This window comes from Pseudobacillus badius (genome assembly GCF_002189605.1).
Lineage (GTDB): Bacteria > Bacillota > Bacilli > Bacillales > Domibacillaceae > Pseudobacillus > Pseudobacillus badius.
On sequence record NZ_MWMM01000020.1, the window covers coordinates 13,410 to 28,303 of the forward strand.

The following is a 14,894-nucleotide window of genomic DNA, read 5'->3' on the forward strand; positions in this document are numbered from 1 at the left end:
TGTTATTAATTGTAACATACTGACTAACTTTTCGGGAGGAGATGCTGGCAGATCAAAAACCATACGGTGTCGCAAAGCTGGCTTAAAAAGAAATGCGGTAAGCAGCAATGGAGCAATAAAAAGGAAAAAAGGGGATATAAATATGGTGGGTTTACTTAATATTGGCAGCCTTGTGTTCGGATTAATTGCTTGGATACTTCCCGCTGTTCATCTTCAGCGTCATGCCAAGAGCTGGGCTGCTTTTTCTGTTATGAGCATCAGCGCTTGTGCTATTTCACTCTGTTTTCAGATTTTTAATACCTATCATCTTGTGAAAATTGGGGATTGGACAGCTCTTATGGACATAATGGGAGGCGTTGCATTTAGTGCGGCCGTTCTTCTTATTGTGACTGTCGTGCTAAACGTAACGACTCTCCTTCTATATCGGGGCAAAACACAAAGCTGAAGGTGAGTGAATCGAATAGACCGCATAAAACAGTTCGGAGCTCGCACTCTGAGCTGTTTTATGCGCAAGTTTGGGCCAGTGGATAATTAAGAATCGTCATTGGCCGTTCAAAATGACGCCGGTGTATGTATGAACAAAGGCTCGCATCCTCTTAAACTATTAGCGCAATTGCTTCAGCGCATAGTCAGTGGTCAACGTAATAGAATCCGGCATCTCGTCTATCGGGAACCACTGGACTTTTTCCAGAGCATGGGGTTCTTTATTTTGTACTTGTCCCTTTATAATATGGGCGATAAATGTAGGAGCGACGTAGTGAACATCTTCTGCCTGAATGATATGGTTCGTGACGCACAACAATCGCGAAATTTCAATTTCCACTCCAATTTCTTCTTTAATTTCGCGTTTTATGGCCTCTTCTATCGTTTCCATATAATCCACCTTGCCCCCGGGCAAGCTCCAGCAGCCCGCTTCAGGCGCCTTTTTGCGCAAAACGAGTAAAATTCGGTCATTTTCATCTACTATAACTGCTCCCACGCCGACCTTTGGCCATCTTGCTTTTTCCATTTGTGATCCTCCAGAATTTGTTGTTTCCTATCTGCAAAGCCGCTAAACAGAAGCTCCCTATAGAATGAGGAGCTCGTCAGCTGAGTGGCTGCTGTTCATCACGTTTGAGATTCGTTTTTTATGTATGTTTTTACCGCTGGCGGCTGATAAGCAGCAAATTGATCAAGCAAGCCCTCAGGCTTCGTATCCACAAGAGCCATCGAGCGGTATTTTTCCTGCAGAAACTTCTCATCCGTCATATGATTAAACAAGGCAATCAGCGGGTTATAATAGTGATTGACGTTGAGTAGTCCGCACGGCTTTTTATGCAATCCTAACTGTGCCCATGTAAAGATTTCAAAGAACTCCTCTAGCGTTCCGGGACCGCCCGGCAAAGCAATAAAGCCCTCTGCCAGCTCTGCCATCTTCGCCTTTCGTTCATGCATAGATTCCACAATAATCAGTTCGGATAAGTTGCGGTGAGTGATTTCTCTTTCATCCAAAAAGCTTGGCATGACGCCGGTGACATGTCCGCCTGCTTCTAAGACAGCATCGGCCACGGCTCCCATGACACCTACGCTGGCGCCTCCATAAACTAAGCCAATCTGGCGCTTTGCCAATTCTTTTCCCAGCGCTTTTGCTTCCTCTATATAAATAGCGGAGGCTCCGTTGCTTGATCCGCAAAATACAGCTAATTTTTTCATACACATTCCTCCTTCAATGGCTCACTGTTATCGATTATACAGGATAAAGAATTGCTTGGTAAAGCATTCCATAGATCAGACTGCGTGCGGCTGATGCTGCAGCCTATCTGTCCTGTTTCAACTCTTCCAGTTCCTTAAGAATCTTTTCCAGGCTAGCGTCTATATTGTTCAATTTGCTTTTCTCTAGAGCGCTTTTAATAATCCACGATAACACAAAAGACCATATTGTCAGTGTAATAATGAGGATGAGGATAAAATTGCTTATGTTTTCCATATAAAAGACCATTCCTTTTATTTCTTTATTTGTAATTATATTCTAACACAAAAAACACCCTACGCTTGAACGACAGGGTGTTTTTCAAATGTTTATTTATGTATCAATACCTTTATCCTAACCAATTATTCACGTAAGCGACTAATCCGATCACAGCTCCAATGGCAGCTCCGAACAGGGCAAAATAACTTGTTTTTATTTCTGATAAACTCTTTTTCTTTTTTAGCTTATCCATCAAATTCCCCTCCTGTCCCATCTGTTTACGGTATACACCCAGAAAAAGTTTCACTGTCCCGCTTGCATAAACAAGAGGGCCACCCATTTAATCAAGATGTTTGACTGATTTCTGGCGTAAATTCAAAAATCTGCCATGTCCATCCCCTGATAAATGATAGATTTTGCCGCTTAGGGCTTTGACGATTGAAATTCTGTTAAAGGGCAGGCCTCTCCTTCTTGCCCCGCTTAATATGGTGGGGTGTTTTAGGAGTTTAGATTCAATAAAAAAGAGCCGTAAAAGGCTCTTTAAAAAAACGGATGAGCAGATTATTGAGAGGCTGTTTTTTTGTATACCCACAGCATGTAAGAATCTTTATTCATCAAATCTTTTTCAAATGACATGACTACCCCTTCACCTGAAGAGTTCGCAATAGCTATATCATTCCCTTTGTTGCTTTCCATTTTCGCCGATAAGGCTCCAATCACGCTAAATGGCTGGAATCCAGGAATGAATGCAGACAGGGCCGCCATAAAAGAGTCATTCGTGGCTTTGTTCGCTACCTTGGCGGATAGCTTTGCTGCATTGCATGAATCTAGGTAGACATATTGCTTTTGCACTGAATGCTCTTTATTTGTGACCACCTTATTTTTGCCTGAGCAATTCCCTGCTGCTTTCGCCTCATTGGTAACCAATCCAAAACCGAAGACTAAGGCAATGGTTAACAAACAGCTAAGCACCTTTCTAATTGTCATTCACCACCTTTTATGGAAAGTTATTACACTTCTTTTCCGTTTCTCCTAGACATAAACAATATTTGTGTGGTAAATGCAATGTTAATCACGGCTACGATCATCATGGATGCAGTATCTAAAGGTTTGATGAAAAAGTGATAGATCCCTATCAGGATTGTTACGAACAAGAGAAGCAAGTATAACACTGCCAATGTCTTATTTTTCATCGTGATCCTCCTTATCTTTTTTTCTTTAAAGATGCAGGGGCCTATACTCATACCTTTTACCGCTTTTACTTTATATAAACCACTTTTTGGTTCCTGTCCGTTCTTTTTTCCTTTTTTATGAATCTTGCAGACTAGCACAACTCTTGCTTAATATAAATGAACAGCTCTCCTATATGAAAGCAAAGATAGATTGAATTAAGGTTAGACCAGACACTAGAAAAAGAAACCATGCCATCCCTTTTCTTTTTTCTTGCAGCTCACTGAACCCCATTGCTAGAAGCAGCGCCCCTAGAAAGAATTGAGTGTAAGCCATCATCTCCATTGACCGGCCGGTTATTAGTGAAATAGCTGCTAAAGCTATAACGATCAGAGCAAAAAGACTCCGAAGTAACTTCAGCACATGATCCGCTCCTTTCCCGCCAAGACGTTTCTCTCTTTTGACTGTTAATCTGCTTCTTCCTCTGTTCTTCTCATATTTATCCATTTTCTGTTTGTTCCCTGCTCCTATGTACGGTACGATGGATCGAAGAGATCAGGAGGCGGCAATTAAAGCACCCAACCACTAAGAACCATGCCCATATTAATTATAAAATGAAATAAGATGGCCGGATAAATACTTTTTGTGTTCCATACAATAAACGCGTAAGCAAGACCGGCAAAAGAAAATAGCAAGCTGGCACTGAAAGAAAACCCAATGGATAGATGCATGAGGCCAAAGCCGATGCTTGTTACTGTCACCGCATAAAAAAGCGATGTTCTCTTCTGCAGGCTGGAGAGGACGATACCACGCCAGATCACTTCTTCAAACACAGAATTGATGATGGAAAATAACAAGCCACATACAACTACCGATTGGAGATAACTGAATTCTTGCTGAATGATCAGCGAAGCAAAGATGACTCCGTTGATTATGAGTCCAATGAGCAAGAAGTGAAAGACGCTAGTCGAATGGAAGGGCAAAACGATGCGATGATTCCACTCAGGCTTTTGCTGGAAAAATGATACTTTCTGTTTATAAAAGAGATGAAGTATGTATAACCCCGCTATAATTAAAATCAATAAACTTCTGTTGCAAAGAATTCGCTGTTCTTCTGATAAATCAAATCTGTCTGCCAATAGCTGATTGGTGAGTTGAAAAAGGAAAAAGCTTCCTAGGAAAGTGAAAAAGATTAAAGCAACAAAGCGGTGTTTGGGGCTTCTGCTGTAAATGACTAGTAAACAAAGAAACACTAAATACATTCCCCGCTCCATGCTAAATGAAATCAAGATCAGTCCCGCAAAAAACAGCAGCGCTAAAAGCAGCAGCACCCCATTTTTTCTCCAGTAATGAAGCATCTCCCCGCCTCCTTTCGTTTGTTTGTTCTCCATAGTATATGGTAAATGAATACGGAAAGCCAGACGGAAAGAGCATTTGGCCTTTAAGTGCAGACCTTATTGAAAAGCAGGAGAAATCTTTATTTATAGGTTAAGAGAGTCTTTCGGCTTCTCTTTCCCATCCTTCTTTGCATGTTCCTATCACATCAAGAAACCCTCTTAAAGCAGGAGAAATCCATTTGTCCTCGTGATAAGCCAGCTGGGTGAAAAGAGCGCTGCCCTTGATTGGATGCGCCAGCAAATTGGATTGGTCGACTTCTCTTTTTACGGTTATGTATGGCAATACGCCAATGCCAAGGTCATAGAGGACGCACTCCTTTAAGGCATCTATACTCCAAAATTCCATTCCTTTTAGGTCTTCCGGTTTTTCGCGGCTGAGATTGTGGCTGATTACCTTTTCAAACAGGGCGCGATAGCTGCAGCCTTTTTCGGTGAAAAGAAACACTTGGTTCTCTAGCGATCCTTTTTCATGGAGGGAAATCGGATCATGAGAAATAAGCACCATGGGCTCTTTCACCAGCTTTTCAAAGTAAATACCTTCTTCTTCCCTCTCTTCATCAATAATAAAAGCCAAGTCCACTTCCCCTTGGATTAACTCCGATTTCAATGCAGGAGGATTCAAATGCTTCAGTTTCAGGTCAACAAGGGGATAGTGATCCTTAAATTTTTTGATGACCGGAGGAAGCCGGTAAATGAGCAGGGCCTCCGGTGCGGAGATTACCAATTCCCCTCTCGCCTCTTCTCCACAGCTTGCTACCTCCCTTATGTCCTTATAAACAGCAAGCATTTTTTGAACATGAGGCAGCAAGAGGCGGCCCGTTTCAGTAAGAAATACTTTTTTTCCAATACGGTCAAAGACTGGGCTTCCTACTTCTTCTTCAATGGACTTGATATGAAACGTAACGGTTGATTGGGCGTATCCTAAATAGTCCGCAGCTTTTGTAAAGCCTCCTAAATCAACAATTGTCTTAAAGGTTTTCAGATAGCGTATTTCCATTATTTTCACCCCTTACTTTAAAAAAATTGATCATTATGCTTTAAAATATCAATTTTATTAATCGATATCAACCTTCTATAATGAGAACAAGAGATAGAGGACATTCGGTAAAACAGGAGGACTTGTTATGAAACACGCAATTGGAGCAGCACACCATCAAAAAACCGAATTAACGAAAAAAATCATCCCGGGCGCCTTCATTCTGATGTGGAGCAGCGGAGCCATTTTCGTTGAATTAGGGCTTCGTTATGCCGACCCGTTTATCTTTCTGTTTTTAAGGCTCTTGCTGTCTGCTTTTATTTTTTGGGGAGTCGTGCTCTATATGAAAACAGAGCTGCCAGCAACATGGAGAGAGTGGGGCTATGTCTTGTTCACTGGTATCTGCATGCAGGCAGGCTATCAAATTTTTTATTTTCTGGCGCTGGATAACCATCTATCCCCTGGGGTACTGGCCATACTTTTGGGAGCGCAGCCGATTATTACAGCGATAGCCTCTAAGAATCATAGACAGCCGCTGCAATGGATAGGGCTCTTTTTCGGGATTATTGGCTTAATGCTCGTTGTGGCGGATAGCATCCTAATCAGCACAGTGACAATAGCGGGTCTTGCGAGCGCCCTTCTGTCACTTTTCAGCATCACAATCGGCACTCTCCTGCAAAAAAACATCCAAATCAGCCAGCCTTCCAATCTGGCGATTCAATATGGCGGAGCCGCCCTGCTCCTTTTCCTGCTTGTGTTATTATTTGATCAATCCCTGAACTGGGCTCCTTTATTTGCTGTCTCCCTAGGGTGGATGGTTCTCGTTATATCAGCAGGAGCCACATTCATGTTTTACCATATGGTTCAAAAAGGCGACCTGACGAACGTCACGAGTTTACTGTACGCTGTTCCGCCAGTCACAGCCGTGTTTGATTACCTTATTTTCGGCCATCGTCTTGAAATGATTTCTATTTTGGGAATGATGCTTATTATAATCGGGTTATTTCTTGTTAATAAAGAAGGCCGGCTTGTGTGAGCCGGCACGAAATCATCAAAAGCCTTCTGCACGAATGGCAGAAGGCTTTTGATGACAATCAGATAGCACGTACCTTAACGGGCTGCTCTCGCCCCTTCTAATTCCGTTGTGATCTCAAGAATCATGTTGAGAGTCATTTGGTCTTGGATGTTGGAGGCAGCCCCGATTTGTTCTTTCAGCTTGGAAATGGCTGCTTTTAAAGAATAGTCGTTCTCCGCACGGCCTAACAGCCCTTGAAGAGAAGACACAATAACTGAAACGGCCGATTCTTTCACTCCATACTTCTCCATCCATGAGTATAGTTCATATAATGTACACGCAGCTAAACGCTGATGCTGCAGCCACTCGACATTGGGATCGGTTTTTGATTCATGATGATGAAGCTTGATCCGTTCCTCAATCATGCTTGTCACCATCAACAGGTTTTTAATTCCATGATGGGTTCCGGCATCTTTAACCTTTTCGATTACTTCCTTCATCATCTCATTAATAACATCTGTATACATCGTTTCCAGGTCGTTGGTCGCATCCTGCTGTTTATAAGGAAGAACAAATCTGTTAATGAGCAGGGCCAATATAATTCCCGCTATGACCAATCCGATACGATGGATCGTCAGGATTTCAGTGGCATCTGTGACAAGGGCAGCGGCTCCGATCGCTGAAAACGTAACGATAATGGTGCTGTAGCGGTACGCCTTTATATAGTTCATTAAGTACCCGCCCACCATTAACAAAATGGATCTTGTTGTCGCATCCTGGAAGATCGTAAAGAGAATGACAACTAGGATAGAACCGACAACCGTCGCAAAAATTCGGTCGCGCATTTTTTGGCGGGACTGTTCATAGATCGGAATCACGACGGAAAAAACGGTAAACATCATCCAGCGCCCTTCACTCCAGTCAAACAAGTCGACAATCAAACCACTAATACTGATACCTAAGGCCATGCGAACAGCATAAGACAGTTTCATGGATTTTGTATGAGAGGGTGTGTCCTTTAATCCCGATTTACGGAAGTTGAGCGGGATTTGTTCGATCGTCTTCATCATGTTAGGCGATTTTTTCTTTACTGATTCCAGCGCCGTTAAATTATCCTTCAAGAAATCGATGTTGTTTAAAATACTTAATACGAGCAATGAATGGGTATGCCCACTCTTATACTTGCTCAGGATATCAGAAAATGAATCTTGTCTATTCTCCTGCGGCTGTTTAGGATCTAACTTAGCAGAGGCTAACTGCAAGCAGCGAACCAGATCGTCCAATATTTCCGGCGGCAGTTCTTCAGTTGCGGTCTTATTTAACAGCAAATTAATCTTTTCAAGGGAAGCCGATAAATTCAGCTTAATTTGTCCTTCTTCCGTCAAATAGAACCCTTTCTCTCTTTTATCATAGATCATGCTTCTCAGACTGCTGATATCTGCGGCAATCTGCTCATTCAGACTATCAGTATTGTCTCCTTTTTTGACCTGCTCAATTTTTTCTATCAAGGCGGTACAGATGGCCTGTACCTTCTTGCTGCCGCTTTTGGCAATTTTGTTCTTATTTACGAGCATCTGCAAGCCCATAATTGCCAAGGCTCCAAACAACAGGGAGGCCAAACGGAGAGGCATCTGATCGATGGATACCGGGAACGCCAAGATAAACAGGTATTGTAAAGAAAACGGCAGATACAGCGGAGTTCGTAAGCTATACAAAAAAGAATAGCTGATAATAAACATGCTAATAAAGTTGATAGGGACAGCCAGCCACATATTTAAACCAGCCAGAAAAGCAGCCACTCCAATTAAAAGGTTTAAAACAACTAACTTAGCTGTGTTGCTTACCGGGTGAATGGTTAAATCTCTTTCTAGAAACATTAACATTGCAGTCACTGTTGTAACGCCAATCAGCACGTTCTTCTGACCAAACACCGCGCTAAATGCCATAATGAAAGCAACAATGACCACAAATAGGATGGTATTAGAAATAATGGTTTTTTTGTTCACCTAACTTTGTTCACTTCTTCCTATATAAATATTTTTTAGTGGAGTATATTTTAACATCTAAATATTAATGAGTAAAATGTTTTCCTCCAAGGAAGCCAATGGTTAAATAAGGAAGAAAACCTCGCAAAAGCGCACAGGAATACCTGTAAGTTTTCCCATTATCCTGTTTTTTTATAAAAGAGAAAAAGCATTCTTAAGCACCATATGCTACTATTTAAATGTAAGAAAATTAAAACAACACCAGCAGCATCCATGGCGAACGAAAAATATTTTAGTGCGAACAGCATAAAGGGGAAAACCTCTGGCTCATCCGTTTTTCCGTATCTGAAGGGGGAAATGATATTGAAACAAGCATTATTAATTATTGATGCCCAGCAAGCATTAATTGATGGAAATCAAGGAGAACGCCCGGTTTTTAATAAAGATCAACTGATTAGAACTATCAATTTGGTCATAGAAAAAGCACGGGAGGCTGATGTTCCCGTCGTTTGTGTCAGGGACCTCGATGTGGCTGAAGGCAAAGGAGAAGGATTTCAAGTTCATCCTGAAATTAACGTGCCTCAGGAAGCGGTAATTTTCGATAAAACGGCCACTAATTCATTTCATGGGACAGGGCTGCTCAAGCATTTGCGATCTCAAGAGATTGAACATGTTGTGATTATGGGCTGCGCAACGGAATACTGTATCGATACCGCAGTTAGAACGGCCACTATTAGCGGTTTCGATGTCACTTTAGTCGGTGATGGACACTCGACAACCGCCAGTGATAGTTTAAGCGCCGAACAAATTATCAAGCACCATAATAGGACGTTGCATGGCCACTATAATGTTGAACACTTCTCAGTTGTCAGAAATGCCGTGGAAGATGTGTTTCATCCCATTCATGACTCTTATAGGTAGAGCTGCGTGAACACATAAAAGAGAGCTGTCGTTTTGGTCGATCTGTGTTCAAAACGGCCGCTCTTTATATGATATAAAAACTAAGCGTTAAGCAGACTGGCTTTCCTGAAAAAGCCTCACCCTTTCCATAAATAATTAACGACTTTATATAACGTATCCGGATGCAGTGAATCCACAAATTCGTTGTCCACTCTATCTATCTTTTTCACAGCTTTAATTTCTACGAGTTCTTCGTCAAAATATCCTTGAAAACTATGAGTGAGCAGAGCGAAGCTAGGAACACTCGCCTTCATTTCTTCCAAAAGATCCAACAGTTCTTCCCTTCGTTGTTTATCTTCTAATTTAGCAGACAATGCTTTAGGCTGGACCAAATCACATGAACAAAACTGATTGGTGATTAAGTAAGTATAAGGATAGGTATTCGTCAAGTTTTTATTCGTATTTATTTTCATATCCATAAGAAAGATCCTCTTTTTTGAATAGTTTTCTTTAGAAATTTCATTTTTTGAGAATAGAAACAATCCATCGCACATGTAGTATGTCCCCCTAGTCACAAGAAAAGTAAAAATGCCTAAACTGTACCTCTATTATTATAATTGCCATGCTTTTCGTTGTTCGATAGATCAAAATATATGGTTATGGCTGTTTCCAATTTTGCAGCTTTTTAACGAGTGTTGTATGGTGAATGCCTAAGTGACCAGCCGTTTGGCGAATCGATTGATTTTTTTGAAGAGCATCTTGAATTAATTTTTTTTCATAACGCTGGACTTTTTGTTTCAGTGTCAAGTCTTTGGCGTCTTTTTCTACTTGTGCAATTCGAAATGGCAAGTGATAAGGTTCAATTGTATCCTCAGGAACAGAAACAATTAAATTTTCAACTAGATTTCTAAGTTCGCGGACATTTCCTGGCCAATGATAAGCAGTAAGCAATTCTTTTGCAGCCTCAGAAATCTTTTTTTCAATATGGTAGCTTCTAGAAAAATATAAAAAGAAATAAGTCAATAACTCATGAACGTCTTCAGGGCGATCGGCCAGCGGTGGCACATCAATAGAAATAACATTTAAGCGATAAAAGAGGTCTTCCCGAAATACCCCTTCCTCCACTAATCGTTCTAGATTTTTATTGGTAACAGAAATAATCCGTATGTCCAGATCTTTTGTTTTGCTTCCTCCAATGCGGCGCACTTGCTTTTCTTGAAGTACACGAAGTAATTTGACCTGAAGGGATAATGGCATTTCTCCAATTTCATCCAACATAATCGTTCCCTCATCAGCAAGTTCCAGTAATCCTGCTTTTCCCTCTTGCTTTGCTCCTGTAAAAGATCCTTTTTCATAACCAAATAGTTCCGACTCCAGCAGATTTTCTGGAATCGCTCCACAATTAATCTTAATCAGGGGTTTGTCTTTTCGATCGCTAAAATGATGAATTAAATTGGTAATCATTTCTTTCCCTACACCAGATGGGCCAGATAAGAGAATACTAGTTGGAAACGGCGCCACTTGTTTAACTTTCTCATATACTTTTTTCATGTGGCGGCTTTTAAAGATAATCGTTTGGTTTTGCTCATGCCCCATGTGAAAAGAAAAACGATGATGATTGATTTCAGCCATTTTCTTTGCTTTTGTTAGCTCCTGCTTGATTTTACTGATCTCGGAAATGTCACTCACACTGATAACAATCAAATCCAGCTCTCCCTGCTCATCAAATACCGGGCTTCCCGTTACAACTACCTCCTTTTTTTCGCCAATCTTTTCAATGTTTCCGATTTTCTGGATGATTGATAGTTGTTTTTTCTCTTTAAAAACTAATTGGGAAATCGACCGATCAAAGTATTCTTTCTCGGTCAATACTTGAACATTCTGACCAATGAGCTCGGACCGCTTATAGCCAGTAATATCTTCATATGCCTGGTTAACTAGCACTGTTACTCCATTTCGATCCACTACGTATATGCCATCCTTTGAAAATTCAATAATTACTTCAAGTTTTTTTGATAGTTCACGATAATGCTCTAATTCTGATCCAGATTGGTTATAATCCATTAATGAATTAGTAACTTTCATCCTCTTCCTTCCCTCTTCCTGATTTCCTATATTTTTCATTATGTTTATTATACCTGATTAGCCTTTAGTGGTGATTTTTGTCACTTTTCGCTGAAAAAAATCACCGCCTTTATTTTATAGTATACTGGTCAATTTATACTGTTTGCTAAAGAAAAAACATAGTTGAGTATTCGGAATTTTCTACATATTATCTGTGTAAATCTTCTCCTATAATTGTTATAAAAACTTTTTATGTTATGGCTGTTTGCTTTTTCCCTATTTTATTGGTGATTATTTTCACCGGTAAAGTAAGGAAAGAAGGGTTTAGACCTCTTGGAAAGCGCTTTTATAAGTTGGCACGTTTTTTGCTAATACATAACTAGCTTGATAAGGAAGGGCTAATGTTAATCATTGTTTAACATTGCGACCAATTATATCGCCAAACGATCAGTAGGCTTAAATACTATATCAAGCTGAAATCAACGTTTGCTTAAAGGAGGTAAAAACATGATAAGGTATAAGACGCTAACTTTGCTGCTTATATTTGCACTTCTGCTGACCGCTTGTTCGCCTAGGGGAAATAAATCCGCTGATGCCAAAGAAACCTATGTTTTAAGAGTCTCTCATCCTTACCAAATGGGAACATTGCATCATGAATATATGGAATGGTTTGACCAGGAGATCCAAAAACGAAGCAACGGACGTTTATCTTTAGAAATTTATTCTGGTTCTCAATTGATGCCGCCCGAACAGGAAATACCTGGAATTTTACAAGGGCAAATTGACATGACCCACTCATTATCCTCTATTGCAGGAAGTTTCGATCCTATTTGGTATTTCTTTGATCTGCCTTTTTTATTCAATTACGATCCTAAGGACCCCAATGTTTACTTGGATAACCGCAAAAAATTTATAGAAAGTGAACAAGGCGGCCGGTTGCTTGCAAAGATGGCAGAAGAGAAAGGATTAAAAGTTCTTGCCATGAGTTCAACTGACTTATTTGCTTCCCTTTGGACAGCAAATAAGAGCAAGAAAATAACGGACACTTCCAGCGCTGCCAATTTAAAACTGCGTACTCCTGGCGGACAAGTTGCACCTGATACTTTAAAAGCAATTAAAGCCAGCGGCATTTCTATTCCAGGCACTGAGCTTCCAACTGCCTTGCAACAAGGAGTAGTTGACGGGTTAATTACTGTGCCGCTTTATTTGTACGATAATAAACTGCCAGTTAAGACGCAAACCCTTTATCCTTTCGTGAACTATGTAATGCCGGTGATCATGTCACAGAAAAAGTTTGATTCTCTTCCAACAGACCTACAGAACATCCTTATAGAAACAGGAAAGGATCTCGAACAACATGCGGATCAAGTCGTTCGAAAAAAAGTTTCTAAGATCTACAGCAAACTGGAACAAGAACAAGGCGTGACAACGTATTACCCCACGCATGAGGAGATTGAACAATGGAAAAAAACGACGGCTCCCGTCTGGAACAGTTATGCCAAAAAGGAGCCCAGAGCTGCTGAGTTAATTAAAGAAGCAAAAAGACTGATAGGAGAGACGAAGTAAGCTCTGATTCTCTGTTAAAGGTTAAATACTAAGTACTAATAACAATGAGTCATTAAGGAGATGAAGTAATGAACCGAATAGAAAAACTTGAAAACTCCACAAGACTCCTGGATAAATCGCTGGAAATATTCTCTATCTTTTGTTTGGGACTGAGTGTGGCTTTAGCGTTTATAGGTGTCATTTTAAGGTATCAATTTGGAGTTTCTTATCAAATATTAGAGGAGATTTGTCGTTATGCTATTGTCTATGGGGTTTTTGCCTATATAGGCCCACTTATCAAAAAAAATGAACATATTAAAATGTCTCTTCTGGAAGATTATCTGAAAGGAAAAAGTAAGCATATCCTTGATTTTATTATTGGGATCATTCTTTTTATCTCTTTCGCTATTTTACTATACGCAGGAGTTATATGGGTTACTTCTTTAAACAGTATGCAGCTAAAAACTCTCTCTGGCGAAATGTTAATGGTCATTCCAGCATTTGCAATCGTTATGGGCATGTTTTTTGGGTGTATTTATTCCTTGATTCAAATGATTAAAGACTTTTGCCTCATTCGCAGTGCAGAGAATTAGAAAGTGAGGACAAGCTATGTTAATTGTCGGGGTTATTATATTCTCCATCCTTTTGATTATGGGAGCACCTATTTGGTTGTCTTTAGGCTTAAGCGGCGGAATATTAGCTTTTGTTTTTTTGGATCTTCCCTTTGAAGCTATTATCTCTCAATTTTTAATCGCAACAGATAAATGGATCTTATTAGCAATTCCGTACTTTTTATTGGCAGGTAACTTAATGACTCACCTGGGCACTGCCAGAAATATGATTGGCTTTGTTAACAACTTAATTGGACATTTACCAGGCGGCATGCCGGCAGCAGCTGTTCTTACAGCTACAATATTTGGTGCACTTTCTGGTTCTGCTACGGCGACAGTGGTAGCTGTTGGATCTATGATGATTCCACAAATGATTCAGCTTGGGTATTCCAAGGAGAACAGCATGGGTGTCATTGCTTCTGCCGGCACACTAGGCCAGATGATCCCGCCCAGTATTTACATGATTATTTATGCATCCATGGTAAAAATTGACGTAGCTGATCTTTTTCTTGCTGGTATCGTGCCAGGATTGTTTATTGCGGCGTTGTTAATTCTTACCGCTATCGTCATTAGTATTAAGGATAAAGCAGAAAGAAAAGAGCGTAGCAGCAGTAAAGATATCATGAAATCTTTCTTCATTGCTCTTCCTTCATTGTTAATGCCTGTTATTGTATTAGGCGGCATTTATAAAGGGGTTTTTACTCCAACTGAAGCGGCTGCTGTATCTGTTATTTATGTTATTATTATCAGCTTTATCTTTAACCGCAAAGAATTTACGAAAGCAAACATCCAGAAGAGTCTAGTAGGCTCCATGGTCACCACAACTGTAATTTACTTATTGTTGGGCGGAGCTACCTTATTTTCAACAGCATTAACTTACGCACGGGTTCCTCAGCAAATCACAGAGTATGTATCCGCCTTATCTCTTCCGGGATGGCTTGTTATGTTAGCAATCCTTGCCTTGTTCCTTGTTTTCGGGATGTTCTTGGATGCTGTTCCGATTTTATACATTACAATTCCGATTCTCTATCCAGCAGTAATGGCATTAGGATACGATCCGATCCATTTTGGTGTTCTAACGATTGCTTGTATGATGATTTCTCAAATTACCCCACCAGTCGGCTTAAGTCTGTTTGTAGTAAGCGGACATTTTAAAGAAAAACTGAGTGTTGTCATTAAGGGATCTATCCCTTATTTATATGCCTTAATCATTGCTACATTAGTCCTTCTCTACGTTCCATGGTTAAGCACCCTTTTAACAAAATAAACTAGAAAGAGGTTTA

The 14,894-nt window shown here is 40.3% G+C and carries 17 protein-coding genes; 6 read left to right on the forward strand and 11 right to left on the reverse strand.

Annotated features, from left to right (window positions below; genetic code table 11):
• Positions 1–142 precede the first annotated feature (142 nt).
• Entirely contained in the window at positions 143–445 is a 303-nt protein-coding gene (locus B1A98_RS18220; protein WP_063385369.1) for a hypothetical protein, read from the forward strand.
• Between the two features lie 159 nt (positions 446–604).
• Here B1A98_RS18220 and B1A98_RS18225 read toward each other — a convergent pair whose 3' ends face one another.
• The 8 genes from B1A98_RS18225 to B1A98_RS18255 all read right to left on the reverse strand — a co-directional run bounded on the left by B1A98_RS18225 (position 605) and on the right by B1A98_RS18255 (position 5,512).
• Entirely contained in the window at positions 605–1,009 is a 405-nt protein-coding gene (locus B1A98_RS18225) for an NUDIX domain-containing protein (RefSeq protein ID WP_063385368.1), read from the reverse strand.
• Positions 1,010–1,107: 98 nt separating this feature from the next.
• Complete coding sequence (locus B1A98_RS18230) at positions 1,108–1,692, reverse strand: LOG family protein (RefSeq protein ID WP_041098693.1); 585 nt, start codon at positions 1,690–1,692, stop codon at positions 1,108–1,110.
• Between the two features lie 386 nt (positions 1,693–2,078).
• Positions 2,079–2,201: a hypothetical protein gene (locus B1A98_RS20940; RefSeq protein WP_256682631.1), complete on the reverse strand. Its 123-nt coding sequence runs from the start codon at positions 2,199–2,201 to the stop codon at positions 2,079–2,081.
• Between the two features lie 308 nt (positions 2,202–2,509).
• Positions 2,510–2,935 (reverse strand): hypothetical protein, encoded by a 426-nt coding sequence (locus B1A98_RS18235; protein ID WP_063385367.1) that lies wholly within the window; start codon positions 2,933–2,935, stop codon positions 2,510–2,512.
• 23 nt (positions 2,936–2,958) lie between these two features.
• Positions 2,959–3,141, reverse strand: coding sequence for a hypothetical protein (locus B1A98_RS20240; RefSeq protein ID WP_125474378.1), 183 nt, complete (start codon positions 3,139–3,141; stop codon positions 2,959–2,961).
• Between the two features lie 169 nt (positions 3,142–3,310).
• Positions 3,311–3,541, reverse strand: coding sequence for a DUF3953 domain-containing protein (locus B1A98_RS18245; protein ID WP_158286043.1), 231 nt, complete (start codon positions 3,539–3,541; stop codon positions 3,311–3,313).
• Between the two features lie 146 nt (positions 3,542–3,687).
• Positions 3,688–4,476 carry a CPBP family intramembrane glutamic endopeptidase gene (locus B1A98_RS18250; protein WP_063385365.1) on the reverse strand — a complete coding sequence of 263 codons (789 nt, stop codon included), beginning with the start codon at positions 4,474–4,476 and terminating at the stop codon, positions 3,688–3,690.
• 130 nt (positions 4,477–4,606) lie between these two features.
• Positions 4,607–5,512 carry a LysR family transcriptional regulator gene (locus B1A98_RS18255; protein ID WP_063385364.1) on the reverse strand — a complete coding sequence of 302 codons (906 nt, stop codon included), beginning with the start codon at positions 5,510–5,512 and terminating at the stop codon, positions 4,607–4,609.
• A gap of 127 nt (positions 5,513–5,639) precedes the next feature.
• Here B1A98_RS18255 and B1A98_RS18260 point away from each other — a divergent pair, with 127 nt between their 5' ends.
• Positions 5,640–6,527: a DMT family transporter gene (locus B1A98_RS18260; protein WP_082821785.1), complete on the forward strand. Its 888-nt coding sequence runs from the start codon at positions 5,640–5,642 to the stop codon at positions 6,525–6,527.
• Positions 6,528–6,601: 74 nt separating this feature from the next.
• Here the strand turns inward: B1A98_RS18260 and B1A98_RS18265 are convergent, their stop codons facing one another.
• A complete protein-coding gene (locus tag B1A98_RS18265) occupies positions 6,602–8,512 on the reverse strand; it encodes an FUSC family protein (protein ID WP_063385363.1) in 1,911 nt (636 codons plus the stop codon).
• Positions 8,513–8,854: 342 nt separating this feature from the next.
• On the opposite strand from B1A98_RS18265, the gene B1A98_RS18270 reads away from it, so the two are divergent.
• On the forward strand, positions 8,855–9,412 hold the full coding sequence (locus B1A98_RS18270; protein WP_063385362.1) for a cysteine hydrolase family protein: 558 nt from the start codon (positions 8,855–8,857) through the stop codon (positions 9,410–9,412).
• Between the two features lie 116 nt (positions 9,413–9,528).
• Here the strand turns inward: B1A98_RS18270 and B1A98_RS18275 are convergent, their stop codons facing one another.
• The gene (locus B1A98_RS18275) at positions 9,529–9,870 is read right to left on the reverse strand and encodes a hypothetical protein (protein ID WP_125474377.1); all 342 of its coding nucleotides are present in this window, start codon (positions 9,868–9,870) and stop codon (positions 9,529–9,531) included.
• 178 nt (positions 9,871–10,048) lie between these two features.
• Entirely contained in the window at positions 10,049–11,476 is a 1,428-nt protein-coding gene (locus tag B1A98_RS18280) for a sigma-54 interaction domain-containing protein (protein WP_240492488.1), read from the reverse strand.
• A gap of 615 nt (positions 11,477–12,091) precedes the next feature.
• Between B1A98_RS18280 and B1A98_RS18285 the strand changes: the two genes are divergently transcribed.
• The 3 genes from B1A98_RS18285 (at position 12,092) to B1A98_RS18295 (ending at position 14,878) form a co-directional block, all read left to right on the forward strand.
• Positions 12,092–13,021 (forward strand): TRAP transporter substrate-binding protein, encoded by a 930-nt coding sequence (locus B1A98_RS18285; RefSeq protein ID WP_256682632.1) that lies wholly within the window; start codon positions 12,092–12,094, stop codon positions 13,019–13,021.
• A 68-nt stretch (positions 13,022–13,089) separates the two neighbouring features.
• A complete protein-coding gene (locus B1A98_RS18290) occupies positions 13,090–13,593 on the forward strand; it encodes a TRAP transporter small permease (protein ID WP_041098677.1) in 504 nt (167 codons plus the stop codon).
• A gap of 16 nt (positions 13,594–13,609) precedes the next feature.
• Entirely contained in the window at positions 13,610–14,878 is a 1,269-nt protein-coding gene (locus B1A98_RS18295; protein ID WP_063385359.1) for a TRAP transporter large permease, read from the forward strand.
• Positions 14,879–14,894: the final 16 nt, after the last annotated feature.